The organism is Salipiger sp. HF18, assembly GCF_011806505.1.
Lineage (GTDB): Bacteria > Pseudomonadota > Alphaproteobacteria > Rhodobacterales > Rhodobacteraceae > Salipiger > Salipiger thiooxidans.
On sequence record NZ_JAATOS010000001.1, the window covers coordinates 87,938 to 105,462 of the forward strand.

Here is a 17,525-nt window from a genome sequence, read left to right on the forward strand (position 1 = left end):
AAGACATCTTGGCAAAGAAAATCCTGATTTTTGGCGGTGACGGCTTTTGTGGCTGGCCGACCGCACTTCATCTTTCTGCGCTGGGAAACGAGGTCGCAATCGTCGACAATCTTTCGCGGCGCGCGATCGACGCCGAGCTGGGCGCGTCGAGCCTGACCCCTATCGCCGAACTCGAAACCCGGCTCGATGCCTGGGAGGAAATCTCTGGCCGGCGCATCGCCTTTCACCGGCTGGATATCGCCGAGGATTACGACGGGCTGCGCGCGCTGCTCGACACGCAGCGCCCCGACACCATCGTGCACTTCGCCGAACAGCGCGCGGCGCCCTATTCGATGAAGACTCCCGCGACCAAGCGCTACACGGTCGACAACAATATCCGCGCCACCCACAACACTCTGGTGGCGCTGACCGATCTCGGACTCGACTGCCATCTCGTCCATCTCGGCACGATGGGGGTCTATGGCTATGACGGGTTCAATGGCGAGATCCCGGAGGGCTATCTCGATGTGAAGATCGAAGAACCCGACGGCAGTCTGAGTGAACACGACATCGTTTTCCCCACCAAGCCCGGCAGCGTCTATCACATGACGAAGTCGATGGATCACCTGATGTTCCAGTTCTATGCTCGCAACGACCGGCTGCGGATCACCGATCTGCATCAGGGCATCGTCTGGGGCACCCAGACCCCGGAGACCCGGCGCGATCCGCGGCTGATCAACCGCTTCGATTACGATGGCGATTACGGCACGGTGCTAAACCGCTTCGTGATGCAGGCGGCGGTGGGCTATCCGCTCACTGTGCATGGCAGCGGTGGCCAGACCCGCGCCTTCATCAATATCCAAGACACCGCGCGCTGCGTTTCGCTGGCGGTGGCGAACCCGCCGTTACGGGGCGAGCGCGTGCGGATCTACAACCAAGTGGCGGAGTCGCTACGCGTGCGCGACCTGGCGGCGCTGGTGGCGGAACTGACCGGGGCGAGCATCGCCCATGTGGACAATCCCCGCAAGGAGGCCGACGAGAACCGTCTTCAGGTCTCTAATGCCGGCTTCCGCAGCCTCGGGTTTCATCCGATCTTACTGCGGGACCGGCTGCTGGCGGAAACGCTCGACATCGCGCGCCATTTCAAGGAACGCAGCCACCGCGAGACAATCCCCGCGCGTTCGCTCTGGACGCCTGAAAACCGGCCTGGCGTGCTCAAGACCGGAGTGACTGCCACATGACCGAATTTGCCCGGCTGATTGCGCTCGCGATCACGACCTTTCTCGTGGCCACCGTTGTCACCATTCTGTCTAATCCCGATCTCGGTCGTTTCGTTGCGGCAAAGCTTGGGATCTCCTCTGAGCAGCTCCAGACGGTCGAGGGTCGCATGCCCCGACCGATTACGGCGGGGGCCGGTACGCTGACAGTGCAGCGCCCCGATCCGGGCCAGTGGGTTGGCCTCACCGGCTTTCCGGGCTCCGCCGAAATCCGCTTTCCGTTGCCGCACAACCTGCCGGTGCTGAGCGGCCAGTTGCAGCTTGTGCTCGACATCCAGATGATCGCGCATGGCGACGGGCTGGTGCGGGTGCTGATCAACGGCACCGAACGCGAGGCCCTGGTAATTGAACCCGGCGAGCAGCGCCGCAATCTGATCTACGAGCTGCGGCCCGAGGATCTTGCCGGGCGGATGTTGACGGTGGCGCTGACCGGGGACGGGACCACCAATCAGGGCCAGATCTGCCCGAGCAACGCGACCAATCTGGGTGTTGCCGTGGAGATCGACGAGGCCAGCCGGCTGATGCTGCGCCACGAGTCCGGCGAGATCGGCGCCGAAACCGCGCTGGCGATCATACCGCAGCCGCTGAGGTTCACGCAGGTCGATACCGCAGGCGATGGCTCGGTACCACTCTGGGTCGCGCAATACCTCACACGGATGGGCGCGCCGGTGGAGCTCGTGGCCGAAGGTGCTGTTGCGCTGACCGGCGCCAATGCGGTGCCGGTGGCCGAAGATGGCGAGGGCGGCATCCGGGTCGCGGACTCGAAGGAGGGCATTGGCCGGTTGGCGGCCCTGCGCGGCGCGGTGCTGCCCGAAATCTACGGCAGCGACTGGCCGGTGCCGGTCTCGCTGCTGGGCGCCGACACGCAGACCAACAGCTTCCGGCGCAGCCGGCGCTGGACCTTCGGTTACCGCCTCGCCGACATGCCGGACGGACGCTTGCCGAACCGGCTCGATCTGGCGATGGTCACCAGTCGGCTCGGCGCCGAGGCCGACTGGAATCTGCGGGTGACGCTGAACGGGACACTGATCCATTCGTCGAGCCATGACGGGCGCTCCGAGCGCATCGACCTGCCGGTGGCGCTGCCCGCCGCGCGTCAGGGGCTGATCAACGAAATCGAGGTGACGCTCGTCGATCCGACGCCGAACCAGGGGATTTGTCGCGCCGGCCCCGACGCGGCGGCGCAGATGCTGGACGAGACGGTGCTCAGCCTCGCCTCACCGGGCAACGAAACCGGGGGCGCCGAGGCTCTGGTACAGCGGCTGGCGCGCGGCGATGCCGTCGCGCTTGCGCTGCCCGGCGATCTGTCGCTGGCCGCCGCGCGCGATGGCGCAGCGCTGCTCGGGCTCGTCCTGCCGCTGACCACGCCGGTTGCAAGCGCAGACGCCGCGGAGGTTCCGCGCATCGCGGTGATCTCCAGTGAGGCGCCGAGTGCCGGCACTTCGGGCGAGGTGGTGCATCGCTATCTGGTGCGGGGCGGTGGCGCGGATCTGCAATCGGTGACTGTAGAGCGGCTCGCCCCCGAAGTCGCGCTGCCGGCGACTGGCCTTGGCGACGCGGCGCTGCTGATCGAATGGTGAGCGCCGCGGCAAACCCGCCGCCCCCGGTCACGGACGGGCATGACGCAATCCTGTCGCGGGCGCAGTTCTCGTCCGTCGACAGCGCGCCGCTGCGCCTGACCCGCCCCGTGGCGCACTGGATCGCGCCGCAGGCGATCTGCGTCACGCTGCTCCTCGCGATGCTGGGCACCTATGCGCTACACAACATTCCGCTGTTAGAGCGGATCTTTCCCGAGGGAGATATCTATCTCACGAGGTACGAGGGCTCTTACACGATCCCCATCCGGCTGTTCATGCTGAGCTTCTATCTAGGCTATGCCAGTGCCATGGACGGCGGTTTGTCCGGACGCATTTTCTTTGGCCTGGATCTTTGCCTGACCGCCCTTTTGACGTTTGGCATCTTCGATCTGATGGCGGCGCTCTTGCATCTCTATCTAGAGCTGCCAATGCATCTTCATATGGCACTGCCGATCTCGGGGCTTGCCGGGCTGCTGATCTTTTCCGTACGCATCCTGCGCCATGGCGACATGCCGCCGCGCGACGACAGCCCGATGCGCAAGCACGTCCACCCGACTCAGTTTCTCGTCGCGTCCCTTACGGTTTCCCTGTCCGCCGGCATCTCGATGACGGTGGCCCGCATGGATCTGCCCGGCATTGCCAAGCTGCGCGAACTGGCGCTGCTGGGAGGCATCGGCACCGGCGTTTTCCTGTTCCTTCCGCTGCTCTTCGTGCTGCTGAACTGGGTTGCTGCGTTCCGGGGTATCTTCTACCCGCCAGGGCGGTTTGCGCCGCCGATCACGGTGATCATACCGGCGCATAACGAGGCGCATATCATCGACGACACGATCCATTCGCTGGATGTCGCCGCGGAGCACTATCACAACGATGTGACGCTGCTGGTGATCGACAACAATTCGTCCGACGCGACACCGAAGATCGTGCGGGAAGCGCTGCTCCGGGCGCGACGTATCCGGGGGCGGCTGCTGTCCGAACCGGTGCCGGGCAAAGCGCATGCGCTCAACAGGGGCATCGCAGAGACCCGCACCGACTATGTCGTGCGCATCGACGCGGATACGCAGGTCACTCCCGAGGCGCTGTGGCGCGTCATGCGGCATTTCTCCAATCCGCTGGTCGCTGTTGCCGGCGGTCAGGCACTCGCGCCGGGCGGCGGGTTTTTCGATGGCGTGCGCGATCTGGAGGTGATCCTGAAGGTCGGGCTCGATCAGGTGGCCTATGGCGCCGGCGACGCGATCATCGGCGTCCCGGGCATGTTCGTGGCCTATAACACGCAGGCGCTGCGCGAGGCTGGCAGCTTTGCCAGCGGGATGAACGGCGAGGACACCGACGCGGCCATCCGCATCGCCGAATCCGGTCGTCGCCTGGTGGTCGATCCGAGCGCGACCTTCGTTTCGGAAGTGCCGCGCACCTTTTCGCACATGCGCGAGCAGCGGATGCGGTGGTTTCGCTCTCTCTTCCACGTCATGGCACGCAATCGCCAGCATTTTCACCTGCGCAACCTGTCGATCCGCAGCAAGCTGTTGATGCCCTATCTGCTCATCAATACCGCCCGCCGAGCCATCGCCCTGCCGTTCTTGCTCTTCGCAACAATCTTCCTGCTCATGGCCCCCGACCCGAGGAGCTCAATCTCCGTGCAGGCGGTGCTCGCCTTCCTGATGGGGGCGCCAATGATCATGGTGATCTTTGCTGCCCTGACGATGTGCAGATTCCGCGCGCTGCTGCATCTGCCGCAATATCTGGTCTTTCGGATGTTCCGCTCCTACCTGACGCTGGAATCCATGCTCTCGATCAGCTTTCAGGGATATCAGACAGGCGTTTCGGCCCGGCGGTCGCCGGGGGCCAAGGCGACGGAATAGGGCGGCTTTCTCAGGTTGCCTGGCCCTGAGTTCTACGATCCGCCAACACGGTTTTCAGGCGGCCAGATCTGCGGCACAATCGACCCAAAGGCTGCACGCGCCAGATCTCTGAGCTACCCCCATCTCTTGGAGAGGATCTGGCGTAATTTAAGCTACTCGCTGCACGTGCTGATCGGGTCAGTTAATATCAGTCGTCTGCCAATAGACCAGCGTCGGAGGCTTTCTGTCGGGGCTGAGTGCGGGATGATTTTAGAAGGTAGTGCGTTTCCGGACGGCCGCTTTCGTCTCTGATCCGGTTTCCCAGACATGCAGGTAGACGCACTCGGATTTCAGGGTACACCACAGCCTCTCGATGAAGAAGTGTAAGCATCCGGCATAGGCCGTGGTCATGCCGCACGTCGGCGCTCTGATGGCAGCCAATTCCAGGGCAGAAGGTCCGGCATGCGTGATGCCGTTGTGCTGGGGAGTCGGGCGAGGACGTCAGCGAGCCATGCTTGCGGGTCGATGTCGTTCATCTTTGCCGTGACGACCAAGGAGTACATGAAGGCTGCTCGATCGCCGCCGCGCTCGGAGCCGGCGGAGAGCCAGGACCTTCACCTACATACGTCGCAACGTTGAAGCGGTCGAAGGAGACAATATCACAATGGCCGCCCCGAGGAGCAGCGCGAAAGTACCATTCATCTAGTCGGCCTGGTCGCTGGGAGCGGCTAGTAGCAGGCTTCTACGGGTAGGTTGCAAGCGGTTTGCGCCGCGACGCCGGACCACATGCAGCCGTGCGCAAGAACTGTGACGAGTGCGAGTGCAGCGCGCATCACGTCAAGCCACCCACTTTGGCATGGTTAATAAGTTCTCCTGATGGATTAGGGGCGCATCAGTCCCTCCACTCGTGCTTCCGAGCCCACGACCGAGCCGGGAATGGCGGGTGCTGTCGCTGGTTGACAATCTTTGCCATGCCCGGCAAGATACGCGCATGGCGACTATGAACGTATCCCTACCGGACCCGATGAAATCCTGGGTCGAATCCCGCACCCGCGACGGGCGCTACAGCAATGCCAGCGACTATGTCCGCGACCTGATCCGGCGCGATCAGGCGCGCGAGGCAGCCGTGGCCGAGATCCAGAGGCTGGTGGACGAGGGCCTGCAGAGCGGGCCAGCACGGCCCTTCGACATGGCGGCCTTCCTGAAGGACCGGGCCGACACTGAATGAGCCGCGAACTGCGGCTACGCCCGGCGGCCGAAAGAGACCTTGCCGAAATCTGGGACTATACCGAGCAGGAACATTCCCGCGCGCAGGCGATCGACTATCTCCAGGGTCTGGACGCGACCTTGCGGCTGCTGGCCGACTACCCCGAGATCGCCCGTCTGCGGGACGACTTCACGCCCCCAGTGCGGTTGCACCGCTACCGGGCCCACATAGTCGTCTATGTTGCGCACAATACCACGCTGGAGGTGATACGGGTGCTGCACGGACGGGCGAACTGGGATGTCGTCCTGAGCGAATGACGCGGGTGCAAGGCAAGTTCCATCGGAGTTTTGTGCCCCTGCTTGGAACGAGCAATGAGCTGCCCCCAAAATTCGGACACTGACATAAGCTATGATTTGCAGTCTGCTGATCTTCGACGACAAGGAGATCAGAGATGTCGAAGCGCAATCAGCACGCGCCTGAGTTCAAGGCGAAGGTCGCGCTGGAAGCCCTGAAAGGCGAAGAGACGGCCGCCGAGCTGGCAAGCCGGCTCGGAGTGTATCTAGGACCGGCAGGTGTTTGCATGCAAACGCCGAGAGGCGACGATGATCCATCAATGGAAGCGAGCCCTGCTCGAAGGCGCCTCCGGTGAGTTCGAGTGCGGGGGCCGCAAGAAGCCGGAGATTGACGAGGAGCAGGTGAAGGAGCTCCACGCCAAGATCGGGGAGCTGGCGGTGGCCAACTCTTTTTGGAACGAAATCTGAAGCCTTGGGGCGGGAAGTGAGGCGCGGCATGATCGAGCCTGACCACCCGGATCTGTCGATCGGCCAGCAGTGCAAGTTGCTGTCGATCGCGCGTTCGTTTTTCTTCCCCGGCTCGGAGGGCACGCTGGGGGCTATCACACGCATCCGGGTGAAGCTCCGCCCGCTGCCGAAGGAAAAGCGCCTCGTGGTCGCGGGCTTTGCCAACTTCCGCGCCTCGCTGGCAGCCGCGATGCCGCCGCTGCAGGACAACCCGACAGCCATCGAAGTGATGGATGAAAGGGTGCAGGCGCTGGCCGATGAGGCCGGTCTGCTTGGCCGCCTGCCCGAGACCCTGCGTCCGCAGGGCGGTAAGGCGCTGGCCTACACCTTCGTTGAATTCAATGGCAATGATGCGGCGGAACTCGAGGCGCGCATCGCCGCCTGCGAGGCGCGTCTGCAGGGCTTGCCCGGCATCCGGGCGGTGCATGTCGCCGCAGGCAGCGATGAGATCCGCGAGCTCTGAGCGATCCGTTCGGCCGGTGTCGGACTTTTGGGGAAGGTCGAGGGCCGCGCCCGACCGGTGGCCGTCGTCGAGGATTGCGTGGTGCACCCCGAGACGCTGCCGGAGTTCCTTGATGGATTTCTCGACATCCTCACCCGGCACGGTCTGAGCTTTGGCATCTATGGGCACGTCGACGTCGGCTACCTGCACATCCGCCCCGCGCTGGACATCGACGCCGAGGCAGACCGTGCGCGGCTGGTGCAGGTCTCGGACCAGATTTTCGCGTTGGTGAACCGGCATGGCGGCATCTTCTGGGGAGAACATGGCAAGGGGGTGCGCGGTGCTTATCTCGAGGGCTGGATCGGGCCAGAGGCCTACGCCGACTTGCAGGGGGTAAAGGCCGCCTTCGATCCCGCGGGACGCTACAATCCCGGCAAGCTGGTGGCCACGGACACGCCGGTCATGGGCATCGCCACGACGCCGTTCCGGCCCTTCAACGCGCCCAACGGCGATCCGCTGGAAAAGGCCTTCCGCTGCAACGGCAACGCGCAATGCCTGAGCTACGCGGCCAGCGTGCCCATGTGCCCGTCGTTCAAGGCGACGGGGGACGTGCGCCACTCACCAAAAGGCCGGGCCGATGCGCTGCGGGCGTGGCACGAGGACCGTCGGACCGCAGAGGCGACGATTGACGAGGCGGATCTTCTTGGCACGCTCGACACCTGCCTCGGTTGCAAGGCCTGCTCCTCGAACTACCCGGTGCAGGTGGACATTCCGGCGATGCGCGCGGCGTTCTACGCGGATGTCTACACCCGCAAGGCGCGGCCGCTGGCGGACCGGGCGATGCTGCTGGCCGAACGTCTGAGCCCGCTCATGCTGCGCGCGGCGCCCGTGATATGCCCCTTCTGGCCGCTCGCGCGGCGCGCCGCTGAGGCCGTGCTGGGCGTTACAAACCTGCCCGCTGATCTGGCGCAGCCCTTGCCGCGTTCGGCACGGGTCTCACTGTCTGAGCTCAAACAGCGCGCGCTTCCGGCGCGCGCGGTTCTTGTGTGGAGGGATTGGTTCTCGGCGCTCTATGACGGCGCGACGCAGCGCGATGTCTATCAAGGCCTCACGGCCCTCGGCTATGTGCCGCTCTTTGTCGAGATGCTGCCAGCGGGCAAAGTGGCGGGTGACCTTGGCGACCGGGCGGGGTTTGCGAAGATGGCGCGGCGTTTGGTGGCGGCGCTCAGCGACGGGGCGGCCAGCGGCGCGCCGATGATCGGTCTCGACCCGGCCTTCGTCATGGCGCTGCGGCAGGACTATCGCAAGGCGGGGCTCGACGTGTCGGAGGTGCTCTTGCCGCAGGAATTTCGTGCGGCGGAGGTCCGGGCCGGCGCCACCGGATGTCCGGCTTGTTTGCCGGGAACCCACGCAGCTGCTGAAGACTAGATCCAAGGCCATCAAATGCCGCGGCGAAAGAGATGGTTCGACGCCCGCACCGTCTCGCAAATGCCCTGCACGCTCTTCGGACAAGGCGTGTCTACAGAGGCTTATTGATCGAACTCCAGGTGAATCTTCTCCGAGACTTCGGAGCTCTCGGTAAAGCGGTCTATGCCATAGCTGGAGATATCGACTGGCGACGCCTCACCCCGCACCAAAGCGGCGAGGCACTGGCCGACGGCCGGTGCGATCTGGAAGCCCCCGCCGCTGCCGCCGAAGGCGTGGAACAGGCCCGGCATGGTGGTGCTGGGCCCGATCACCGGCAGCATGTCCGGCAGGTAGCCTTCGACCCCGGACCACACGCGGATGACCTCGGCCCGCGCCAGCATCGGGATGCATTGAGCCAACTCGCGCATCCCACGCAGTGTTTTGGCGGGCGGGACATGTGTGAAAGCGCCTGATGGCAAGGAGTGGGTGCGCGGATAGCCCGAGAAGATGATGTTGCCGCGCGGGATCTGCCGCACGATGACATCGCCCTCGACCATGTGCACCGAAGGGTGCAACCGGTGCGGCAGGGGTTCGGTGACGAATTGCGGCGGGCCGGCGCTGAACATCGGCACGGGCTCGCCGGCCTTCTCGGCCAGCGCCCCAGACCAGGCTCCGGCGGCATTCACCAGCTTTGGCGCCTCGAAGCGGCGGCCGTCGGTACTCGTGACGGCAAAGCCTCCGGAGGTGACGTCGAAGCCGGCCATCTCGCAGCCCTCGATCACCGTGCCACCGGCGCGGACCATCGCCCGGGCGACGGGCGGCGTGCTGAGCCGGGGATTGGCGACGGCGCTGCGCGGGCTGAAGGCGGCAAGGCGAATGCGGTCCGACAGGAAGCCAAACCGCTTGCGCAGGAGCGCGCCCTCGAGAAGCTGCGACTCGACTCCGAACCGCGTGGCGGTTTCGACATCCTTGCGCAGCTGGGTCTCGCCCCGCTCGCCGCCAGCGAAATAGAGATGCCCGGTGCGGTCGATCTCGCAGTCCTCACCCGTCAGGCTGCCATAATTCTCCCAGAGCTCCTGCGCGCGGATCGACAGGGGGTATTGCAGTGCCGAGCGTCCATGCAGGCGGAGGTTGCCGAAGTTGGTGGCCGAGGCCTGTGCCCCGATCTGCCCCTTCTCGAGGAGCGTCACCCTCAGACCCGCCCGCGCCAGAAACAGCCCGGTGAAGGTGCCGAACAGCCCTCCGCCGATCACGAGCACATCGCTTTGCAGGGCCGGGCTCATGTGCCTTCCCCTTCTGGTGCGATGGGGCCTGCATCGAAGACCAGCGGGATGGGCCGGACCGGTGCCTGTGTCCGCAGACGGCCGGGCGGTTCACCGGTGGCCGAGGCCACGATCTCGCCAAGCGCGGGCCCGCAGAAACGGCCCTGGCAGCGCCCCATGCCGCAGCGGGTGATGGACTTAACGCGGTTCACCTCGATCGGGCCGGAGGGCGTGTCGAGCGCAGCGCGGATCTCGCCTGCCGTGACCCGCTCGCAGCGGCAGATCAGGACATCGTCGGCGAGGGAGGCGGCTTGCTTGGCAGGCCAGCGGAAGGCGTCGGTCATCGCCCGCTGGAACCCGTGCTGCTTGCGCAGGCGCCGCGTGTTGCGCTGGACTTGGCGCGCGTCGGCGGCCCGCCCGAGGCTTTCCAGCGGGCTCTGCGCCGCGAGGCGCCCGGCGGCATCCGCCGCATCGGCACCGCCGATGCGCGCGCTATCTCCCGCAAGCCAGAGCCGTTCGCCTGCGCGTCCCATGTCGTCGGTGCGGGGAAACCACTGCCGGAAGTCTGGATCGAACGCGAAGGTCGCGCCAGCCAGCTCGGCCAGCTGTGTCTCCGCCCGCAGCCCGTGTCCCAGCGCCACCGCATCCGCCTCGGCAGTCATGTCGCGCCCGCGGGCTGTGGTGTAGCGCAGCCGTTGCACGCGGCTGTCCCCCTCGATCCGGTCCAGCCGAACGCCCGAGCGCAGCGTGACCCCGCCGCGCCTGAGCTCGGCGATCAGCGACAGGCCCTGCAGAGCGGTGCGGGGCTCGTGGCGCAGCATCGCGGGAAAGGCCCGGGCCTTGCCGCTGGCAGGGGTTGTGTCGAGCACGGTCAGGTCGCGATGCCCGAGCCGCAGGTACTGCGCCGCCGCGAGGTAGAGCAGTGGCGAGGACCCGGCGAACACCACCTTCTGACCGATGAAGCTGGCATGCCGTTTCAGTGCCACCTGCGCACCACCCAGCGTGAACACACCCGGCAGGGTCCAGCCCGGCATGGGCATGAGCCGGTCGGTCGCGCCGACGGCGATGACGAGATGGGTATAGGTCAGGCTGTCGAACCCGTCCGGGCCAAGCAGCTCCAGCCGGTTGTCGTGGCAGGCCCAGGCCAGCGTACCCGTGCGAAAATCGCACTGCAGCAACACCGCGTCCTCGGCGTCTTCTCGGCGGGCGATGGCCTCGGCCGAGGCGCTGAACAGCGCCGGACGATGCGGGGCGGTCATCGGCGACAGGCGCCGGGTGCCCTGGCCGCCTGCCAGCGGGCTTTCCTCCAGCACGATGGGCCGCAGCCCCGCCTCGACCAGCGTGCGCGCTGCGGCAAGACCGGCAGGTCCTGCGCCGACGATGACGATCCTCGTGTCGGTCTGCATCTCAGTCGGAACCGCCGTGGGGGCGTGAGCGCAGGCGCAGGCCGTCGCGGGCCTCGGTCATGCATCCGCGCAGGCGTCTGCCGTCCTCGTCCCACATGGTGCATTCCTGGCAACTGCCCATCAGGCAGAACCCGGCGCGACCGCCTCCGTCGAACTCGTTGACGCCGCAGCGCTCCCGCGAGGCCAGCACTGCCGCCAGCAGCGTGTCATTGGGCCGTGCGGTAATTTCTTCGCCGTCGAATTCGAAGCGCAGCGGGCGCGGGGCGCCTGGGTCGATGGGATGAAAGAGATGGTGCGCCACGGTTATTACCATGCAATATCTACTATGGCACTATGAGAGATCACAATTGCTCCTTCGTCAAGCCTCCACGTTCGCGGCGGCCTTTGGTCCGCGTCAGGAGAAGGAGATGGACCGTGCCGCCGCAAGGATCATTGGCGCGAAAGAGGCTTCGAGCTGTTCGCGCGTGTAGCGCAGGGTCGAGAGCGCCAGCGAGACCGCCCCGATCATCTGCCCCTGCGCGCCCAGGATCGGCGCCGCAATGGAGGCATCTGCGTGGTAGATTTCTTCGAAGGCGGTGGCATAGCCCTTGAGCCTTGCCTCCTCGATGATCTCCTTAAGCCTGCTGATGTCGGTCACGGTGTTCTGCGTGTGGGCCCGAATCTCCGAGGCTTCGAGAATCGAGGCGATCTCTTCGGGAGGCAGGCGCGACAGCATCGCACGGCCGGGGGCCATGCAGTAGGCGGGTAGACGGGTGCCGATTGTCACGTCCGTATGGAGCACGTGCCGGCTCAGGAAGCGCGAGATGAAGACAATCTCGGTGCCATCCAGAACGGTCAGGTTCACGGTCTCCTCGGTTTCCTTGCTCAGGTACTGCAGCACCGGCATCGCCCGGTCCACGAGCCGCGATGTCCGGGTGAAATGATGCGCGAGATCCAATGCCTTGACTGACAGCTGGAACTGCCGCGTGCGCGTGTCCTTCTCGAGATACCCCAGGCTTTCCAGCGTGTGTGCAAAGCGTTGCGCACCGCTGAGGTCCATGCCGGTCTGCTCGGCGATGTCCGAAAGGGTCATGTGCGGATGCTGCCCGTTAAAGGCCTCGAGGACGCGGAACGCCTTGGCCACCGATTGCACCATCAGCGGGTCCGCCCGCTTTGCCGGCTTCTTCTTTTCTTCTGCCACCACTTCGTTCCTCGATCCCGGCTACGACACGCACCACGCACCTGCGTCGGCACTGCGTTTCTTTCTGTAACACGGGTCGAATTTCAACCGACAGGCTCAAGACGATTGACAAACCCGCGTTCAATCATTTTTATCCAATAGTAACTATCACAATGCAATGGATACTATGGACAACTTCATCCTGACCGAGAAAACCGACAACGTGTTGACCATCACGTTGAACCGTCCTGAGAAGATGAATGCCTGGAACGCGTCCATGCGTGACATGCTCATTGAGGCGTTCGAAACCGCTGAGGCGGATGACGAGGTCCGCGCCATCATCCTGACGGGTGCGGGCGATCGGGCCTTCGGCGCCGGACAGGACCTGAGCGAGAGCAAGACCTTCGACGCGGACCGCACCGAAAGCTGGATGGGCGAGTGGAAAAAGCTCTACGCCTGCCTGCGCGACAGCTCCAAACCCATCGTCGCGGCGCTCAACGGCGTGGCTGCGGGCTCTGCTTTCCAGGTGGCGCTGCTGTGCGACCTGCGCGTGGCGCACTCCGGCGTGCGCATGGGGCAGCCCGAGATCCTTTCGGGCATTCCGACCGTCACCGGCAACTGGGTGATGCGCGACATGATCGGCATTGCCCGCACCATCGACCTGACCTTCACGGGACGGATGCTCGACGCCAAGGAAGCGTATGAGTGGGGCCTGATCAGCCGCCTGGTCGACCAGGACAAGGTTATGTCCGCGTCGATGGAACTGGCACGGGACCTGGCGACCAAGCCCCCGGTGGCGATGCGCCTGAACCGTCAGCGCATCAAGGAAGTCACCCAGGAAGGCTACGAAGATGCCATGCAGGCAGGCGTCCGCATCCAGCTCGAGGCCTATGCCACCGGCGAGCCCCAACGGATGATGGAAGAGTTCTTCGCCAAGCGTGCAAAGGCCTGACCGGCACGCGGTGATCTTCCCGAAAGACCGCGGCTTCCGCCCCAGCGGCGGGCGTCGCTCAATCAGATCAACAATAAACCAAGCCAACCTTCCAACAGAGGTACCCCCCATGATCAAGACCGACAGATCGCGCCTGAGCCGCCGCAGCATGCTGGCCATCGGCACGGCCGCCCTCGCGACCCCGATGCTGGGCCGCAGGGCGAATGCACAGACCACCTCGCTGACCGTCGCTGACCCGGGCGGCCCGTTCAACGCCGGCTTCAGCAAGGCTTTCTACGAGCCCTTCACCGCCGAAACCGGCATCGAGATCGTGCCCGTCGCCCGCGACGCCGAGCCGACCGCGCAGTTCAAGTCGATCGTCGAAACCGGCAGTTACATCTGGGATGTCTGCACCCTGACCCTGTCGGCGCGGCTGATCCTGGAGCGGGAGGACCTGCTCGACGACATCCAGCTTGACCCGGCGCTGGCCGAGAACATGATGCCGGGCTCGGTACATTCGAACTTCTTGGGCACCGACGTTTACGCGACGGTCTCGGCCTTCAACACGCAGAACATGGAGAACGGTCCGTCGAGCTGGGCTGATTTCTGGGACACCGACGCGTTCCCCGGCCGCCGCGCCCTGCGCCGCAACCCGATCGACACGCTGGAACAGGCGCTGATGGCTGACGGTGTCGCGCCCGAGGACCTGTACCCGCTCGACGTGGACCGCGCCTTTGCCAAGCTTGACGAAATCAAGGACCACATCGACGTGTGGTGGACCGGCGGCGCGCAGTCGACGCAGCTGCTGCAAAGTGGTGAGGTCGATATGCTGGCTGGATGGAACGCCCGCCTGCAATCGGCCATCGACACCGGCACCCCGGCTGAGCTGGTCTGGAACCAAGGTCTTTACTCTATCGAGGGCTGGGGCCTGCCCAAGGGTGGCCCGAACGTCGACGCCGCGCGCCAGTTCCTGGCCTTCTGCGCCCGTCCCGAGCAGCAGGCGTTGTTCACCGATGACCTGTCCTACGGCCCGACGAACCTGTCGGCCTACGCGCATATCTCCGAAGAGCGCGCCAAGGTGCTCACGACCGCGCCGGCAAACCTTGAGGGCATGGTGCTGGCGGACGAGAGCTGGTGGGAGGCGAACCGCGCCGAGATGACCGAGCGGTTCAATCTCTGGCTCCTGATGTGATACGACTCCTGCCAGCGGCCCCTTAGCGGAGGTCGCTGGCAGGTCCCCAAACTCTTCGCGACACACGTCAAGACGTCCGCTCCGCGCGGCGACCGGCCCGTTACGCTCGGGCCCCGGGCAAGGCCCGTCGCCGATAAAGACCAAGTGCCCGGCACGCTCCGACAGAGGCATCCTCTTCATGAACATTTCCACCCCTTCCGCCGCCACGGCCTCTCCTGCCGCAAAGATCAGGATCGACGGCCTGTCCAAGACATACGGCACGTTCACCGCCCTCGAACCCACGACACTGGACGTTCAGCGGGGTGAATTCCTCACGCTGCTCGGCCCCTCGGGATCGGGCAAGACAACGCTGCTGCAAATGGTCTCGGGGCTGACCCCCGCGACCTCGGGGCGGCTTTCAATCGACGGCGAGAACTGGACCGACCGGCCCGTGCACGAGCGCGGCATGGGGCTGGTGTTCCAGCATTACGCGCTGTTCCCGCACATGACCGTCGAAGAGAACGTCGCCTTCCCGCTGAGGATGCGGAACCAACCCGCCGACCAGATCAAGGCGGCAGTGGCCGAGACGCTGGAGAAGGTGCAGCTCGACAAGTTCGCGCACCGCTTCCCCCGCGAGCTCTCGGGTGGCCAGCAGCAGCGCGTGGCCCTGGCCCGCTGCTTTGTTTTCCGCCCCGAGATCATCCTCATGGACGAGCCCCTGGGCGCGCTCGACAAGGCCCTGCGCGAGACCATGCAGCTGGAGATCCGCCGCCTGCACCGCGAATTCGGCACCACGCTGATCTATGTCACCCACGACCAGGAAGAGGCGCTGGTGATGTCTGACCGGATCTGCGTGATGAACCACGCCAAGGTCGAGCAGCTGGGCACCCCGAGCCAGATCTACTCGGATCCCGAGACGATCTTTGCCGCGACCTTCATCGGCCACTCGAACCTGCTGCAAGGCACGCTTGCCGGCACCGATGACCAGGGCAACACGCTGATCCGGACCGCTGCCGGGACCTTCGCGGGCCGCATGGGCGCCCGTGACGCCGATGCCGGGGCTCACGCCCTGATCGTGCGCCCCGAGCGGGTGTCGCTCGGCGCGGCCACCGGCCCAGGCATGAACGAGCTGCGCGCCACGCTGCGCGACGTGGTCTACATCGGCTCGGACAACCGGCTGCTGCTCGACCTGCCCGACGGCACGGAATTCACCCTGCGTCGCGATCCCGGTGCCGCCATCGGCGCCGAGATCGGCCAGGAGATCACTGTTCATTGGCCCATCGAGGCAGGCCGGGTGGTGTCATGAGCAGCGTGACCTCGAACATCTCCGCCCGGGGTGGCGCGCTGTCGCGTCTCAAGCTCGGGCCGCTCTGGCTTGCCGCGCCGGCACTGGCATTTGTCGCGGTGTTCCTCCTGCTGCCGATGCTGCGGCTGATCGGCCTGAGCTTCTCGGGCGAGGAGACCGCCGGCGTTTCACTGGAGCATTACCAGCACCTCGCAGACACACCGATCTACATGCGGAACCTGTGGATCACCTTCCGGATCTCGATCCTGACGGCCTTCTTCTCGGTGCTGCTGGGTTATCCGGTAGCCGCCTGGCTGGCGCGCCTTCCGGACAGCCGCCGCAACAAGTGGCTGTTCCTGGTGCTGCTGCCCTTCTGGACATCTTACCTGGTCAAGACCTTCGCCTGGATGATCATGCTGGGTGACCGGGGCCTGTTCAATTCGATCCTCACCGGGACCGGCGTCACCGACGGCTCGCTGGACCTGATGTACAACGAGTTCGGCGTGCTGGTGGGCATGGTCCACGCGATGATGCCGCTGGCGATCCTGACGATGGTGCCCGTGATGACCGGCATCGACCAGCGCCTGCCGCTCGCGGCGGGCAGCCTCGGTGCCAAGCGCGCGCAGCGCTTCTGGCTGATCGAGTTCCCGCTGGCGATGCCCGGCGTGGCCGCCGGTGGCCTGCTGACCTTCATCACCTCGCTCGGCTTCTTCATCGTGCCGGCCTACCTTGGTGGCCGGGGCCAGACGATGCTGGCGCAGATCATCATCATGCAGGTGCAGGAGCTCGTGAATTGGGCCTTTGCCGCCGTGCTGTCGGTCATGCTCGTCGCCGCTGCCCTCGTGGCAATCTGGATCTACGACCAGTTCTTCGGCCTTTCGTCGCTGACACAGGCCAGCTCCACCGGGGCGAAGGGGTCCAAGACGGGGGCGCAGTGGCTGCGCGGTGCCGGGCAGAAGGTCCTGGCCGGGCTTGCTTGGATCTGCTCGCCCTTCAACCGGCTCGGGGACCGTGGTGACGAAGGTCCCAAGCCCGTCCGGGCAGCCTATCTGGGGGTTCTGTTCCTGTTCCTTCTGGCCCCGGCAATCATCGTCCTGCCGCTGGCCTTCACCGCCGAGCAGGCGCTGACCTTCCCGCCGCCGTCCTACTCGACGCGCTGGTTCTCCGAGTACTTCAGTTCGCAGATCTGGATCTCGGCAACCCTGCGCAGCTTCGGCGTGGCCTTCGCCACCGCCATCCTGGCCACGCTGCTGGGCGGCATGGCGGCTCTGGCACTGGCGCGCTCGGACAGCAAGTGGGGCAAGGCCGTCTTCGGCCTGATGCTGGCGCCGATGATCGTGCCGCGCATCGTCATCGCGGTGGGGCTGTTCTACCTGATGGCACAGATCGGGCTGGTGGCCTCCAACATCGGCCTGATCATCGGCCACACGCTGCTGGCGATCCCCTTCACCTTCATCGCCATCGGCGCGGTGCTCAAGGGCTACGACTGGCGTCTTGACCAAGCGGCAGCCACGCTCGGCGCGGGGCGGATCAAGGTTCTGAGGCTGATCACCCTGCCGCTGCTGCGGGGCGGTATCATCTCGGCTGCACTCTTTGCCTTCGTGACGAGCTTCGACGAGCTGACCATCGCGCTGTTCATCTCGGGCGGTCTGAAATCGACCCTGCCCAAGCAGATGTGGGACGACATGTACCTTCAGCTGAACCCGACACTGGCCGCCGTGTCCGTCGTGGTGCTGGTGATCGTCACGGTGATCCTGCTGCTGGCGCAGCGTGTGCAGAAATCCTGA

General features: G+C 65.3%; 14 protein-coding genes and 2 pseudogenes. 11 read left to right on the top strand and 5 right to left on the bottom strand.

Translation table 11 applies throughout. From position 1 onward, the window contains the following. The first annotated feature begins 8 nt into the window (after positions 1 to 8). Genes HC022_RS00450 through HC022_RS00460 form a run of 3 tightly spaced genes read left to right on the top strand, consistent with a single transcriptional unit; the run spans position 9 to position 4,689 of the window. Positions 9 to 1,220 (top strand): NAD-dependent epimerase/dehydratase family protein, encoded by a 1,212-nt coding sequence (locus HC022_RS00450; RefSeq protein WP_167450920.1) that lies wholly within the window; start codon positions 9 to 11, stop codon positions 1,218 to 1,220. Continuing rightward, the gene (locus HC022_RS00455) at positions 1,217 to 2,836 is read left to right on the top strand and encodes a hypothetical protein (protein ID WP_167450921.1); all 1,620 of its coding nucleotides are present in this window, start codon (positions 1,217 to 1,219) and stop codon (positions 2,834 to 2,836) included. The genes HC022_RS00450 and HC022_RS00455 overlap by 4 nt, the downstream gene beginning before the upstream one ends. Then, complete coding sequence (locus HC022_RS00460) at positions 2,830 to 4,689, top strand: glycosyltransferase family 2 protein (protein WP_167450922.1); 1,860 nt, start codon at positions 2,830 to 2,832, stop codon at positions 4,687 to 4,689. Before HC022_RS00455 ends, HC022_RS00460 begins: the two co-directional genes overlap by 7 nt. 386 nt (positions 4,690 to 5,075) lie before the next feature. Here the strand turns inward: HC022_RS00460 and HC022_RS00465 are convergent. Then, positions 5,076 to 5,282: pseudogene (locus tag HC022_RS00465) on the bottom strand (transposase domain-containing protein); the annotation flags it as partial. A 377-nt stretch (positions 5,283 to 5,659) separates the two neighbouring features. Between HC022_RS00465 and HC022_RS00470 the strand changes: the two are divergent. The 4 genes and pseudogenes from HC022_RS00470 to HC022_RS29765 all read left to right on the top strand — a co-directional run bounded on the left by HC022_RS00470 (position 5,660) and on the right by HC022_RS29765 (position 8,545). Next, entirely contained in the window at positions 5,660 to 5,896 is a 237-nt protein-coding gene (locus HC022_RS00470) for a type II toxin-antitoxin system ParD family antitoxin (RefSeq protein WP_008888043.1), read from the top strand. Continuing rightward, a complete protein-coding gene (locus tag HC022_RS00475) occupies positions 5,893 to 6,192 on the top strand; it encodes a type II toxin-antitoxin system RelE/ParE family toxin (protein ID WP_167450923.1) in 300 nt (99 codons plus the stop codon). Before HC022_RS00470 ends, HC022_RS00475 begins: the two co-directional genes overlap by 4 nt. A gap of 285 nt (positions 6,193 to 6,477) precedes the next feature. After that, complete coding sequence (locus HC022_RS00480; protein WP_167450924.1) at positions 6,478 to 6,636, top strand: hypothetical protein; 159 nt, start codon at positions 6,478 to 6,480, stop codon at positions 6,634 to 6,636. Positions 6,637 to 6,664: 28 nt separating this feature from the next. Beyond that, positions 6,665 to 8,545: pseudogene (locus tag HC022_RS29765) on the top strand (FAD-binding and (Fe-S)-binding domain-containing protein). Positions 8,546 to 8,646: 101 nt separating this feature from the next. Here HC022_RS29765 and HC022_RS00490 read toward each other — a convergent pair. The 4 genes from HC022_RS00490 to HC022_RS00505 form a co-directional block, all read right to left on the bottom strand. Continuing rightward, positions 8,647 to 9,807: an FAD-binding oxidoreductase gene (locus HC022_RS00490; protein WP_167450925.1), complete on the bottom strand. Its 1,161-nt coding sequence runs from the start codon at positions 9,805 to 9,807 to the stop codon at positions 8,647 to 8,649. Beyond that, positions 9,804 to 11,192 carry an NAD(P)/FAD-dependent oxidoreductase gene (locus HC022_RS00495; RefSeq protein WP_167450926.1) on the bottom strand — a complete coding sequence of 463 codons (1,389 nt, stop codon included), beginning with the start codon at positions 11,190 to 11,192 and terminating at the stop codon, positions 9,804 to 9,806. The genes HC022_RS00490 and HC022_RS00495 overlap by 4 nt, the downstream gene beginning before the upstream one ends. 1 nt (position 11,193) lies before the next feature. After that, on the bottom strand, positions 11,194 to 11,493 hold the full coding sequence (locus HC022_RS00500) for a (2Fe-2S)-binding protein (protein ID WP_008888280.1): 300 nt from the start codon (positions 11,491 to 11,493) through the stop codon (positions 11,194 to 11,196). 93 nt (positions 11,494 to 11,586) lie between these two features. Further along, positions 11,587 to 12,372 carry an IclR family transcriptional regulator gene (locus tag HC022_RS00505; protein WP_368484587.1) on the bottom strand — a complete coding sequence of 262 codons (786 nt, stop codon included), beginning with the start codon at positions 12,370 to 12,372 and terminating at the stop codon, positions 11,587 to 11,589. A gap of 166 nt (positions 12,373 to 12,538) precedes the next feature. On the opposite strand from HC022_RS00505, the gene HC022_RS00510 reads away from it, so the two are divergent. The 4 genes from HC022_RS00510 to HC022_RS00525 all read left to right on the top strand — a co-directional run bounded on the left by HC022_RS00510 (position 12,539) and on the right by HC022_RS00525 (position 17,525). Next, positions 12,539 to 13,303 carry an enoyl-CoA hydratase/isomerase family protein gene (locus HC022_RS00510; protein WP_008888123.1) on the top strand — a complete coding sequence of 255 codons (765 nt, stop codon included), beginning with the start codon at positions 12,539 to 12,541 and terminating at the stop codon, positions 13,301 to 13,303. 109 nt (positions 13,304 to 13,412) lie between these two features. Next, entirely contained in the window at positions 13,413 to 14,474 is a 1,062-nt protein-coding gene (locus tag HC022_RS00515; protein ID WP_175583389.1) for an ABC transporter substrate-binding protein, read from the top strand. 178 nt (positions 14,475 to 14,652) lie between these two features. Next, the gene (locus tag HC022_RS00520) at positions 14,653 to 15,759 is read left to right on the top strand and encodes an ABC transporter ATP-binding protein (RefSeq protein ID WP_167450929.1); all 1,107 of its coding nucleotides are present in this window, start codon (positions 14,653 to 14,655) and stop codon (positions 15,757 to 15,759) included. After that, positions 15,756 to 17,525 (top strand): ABC transporter permease subunit, encoded by a 1,770-nt coding sequence (locus HC022_RS00525; RefSeq protein WP_167450930.1) that lies wholly within the window; start codon positions 15,756 to 15,758, stop codon positions 17,523 to 17,525. Before HC022_RS00520 ends, HC022_RS00525 begins: the two co-directional genes overlap by 4 nt.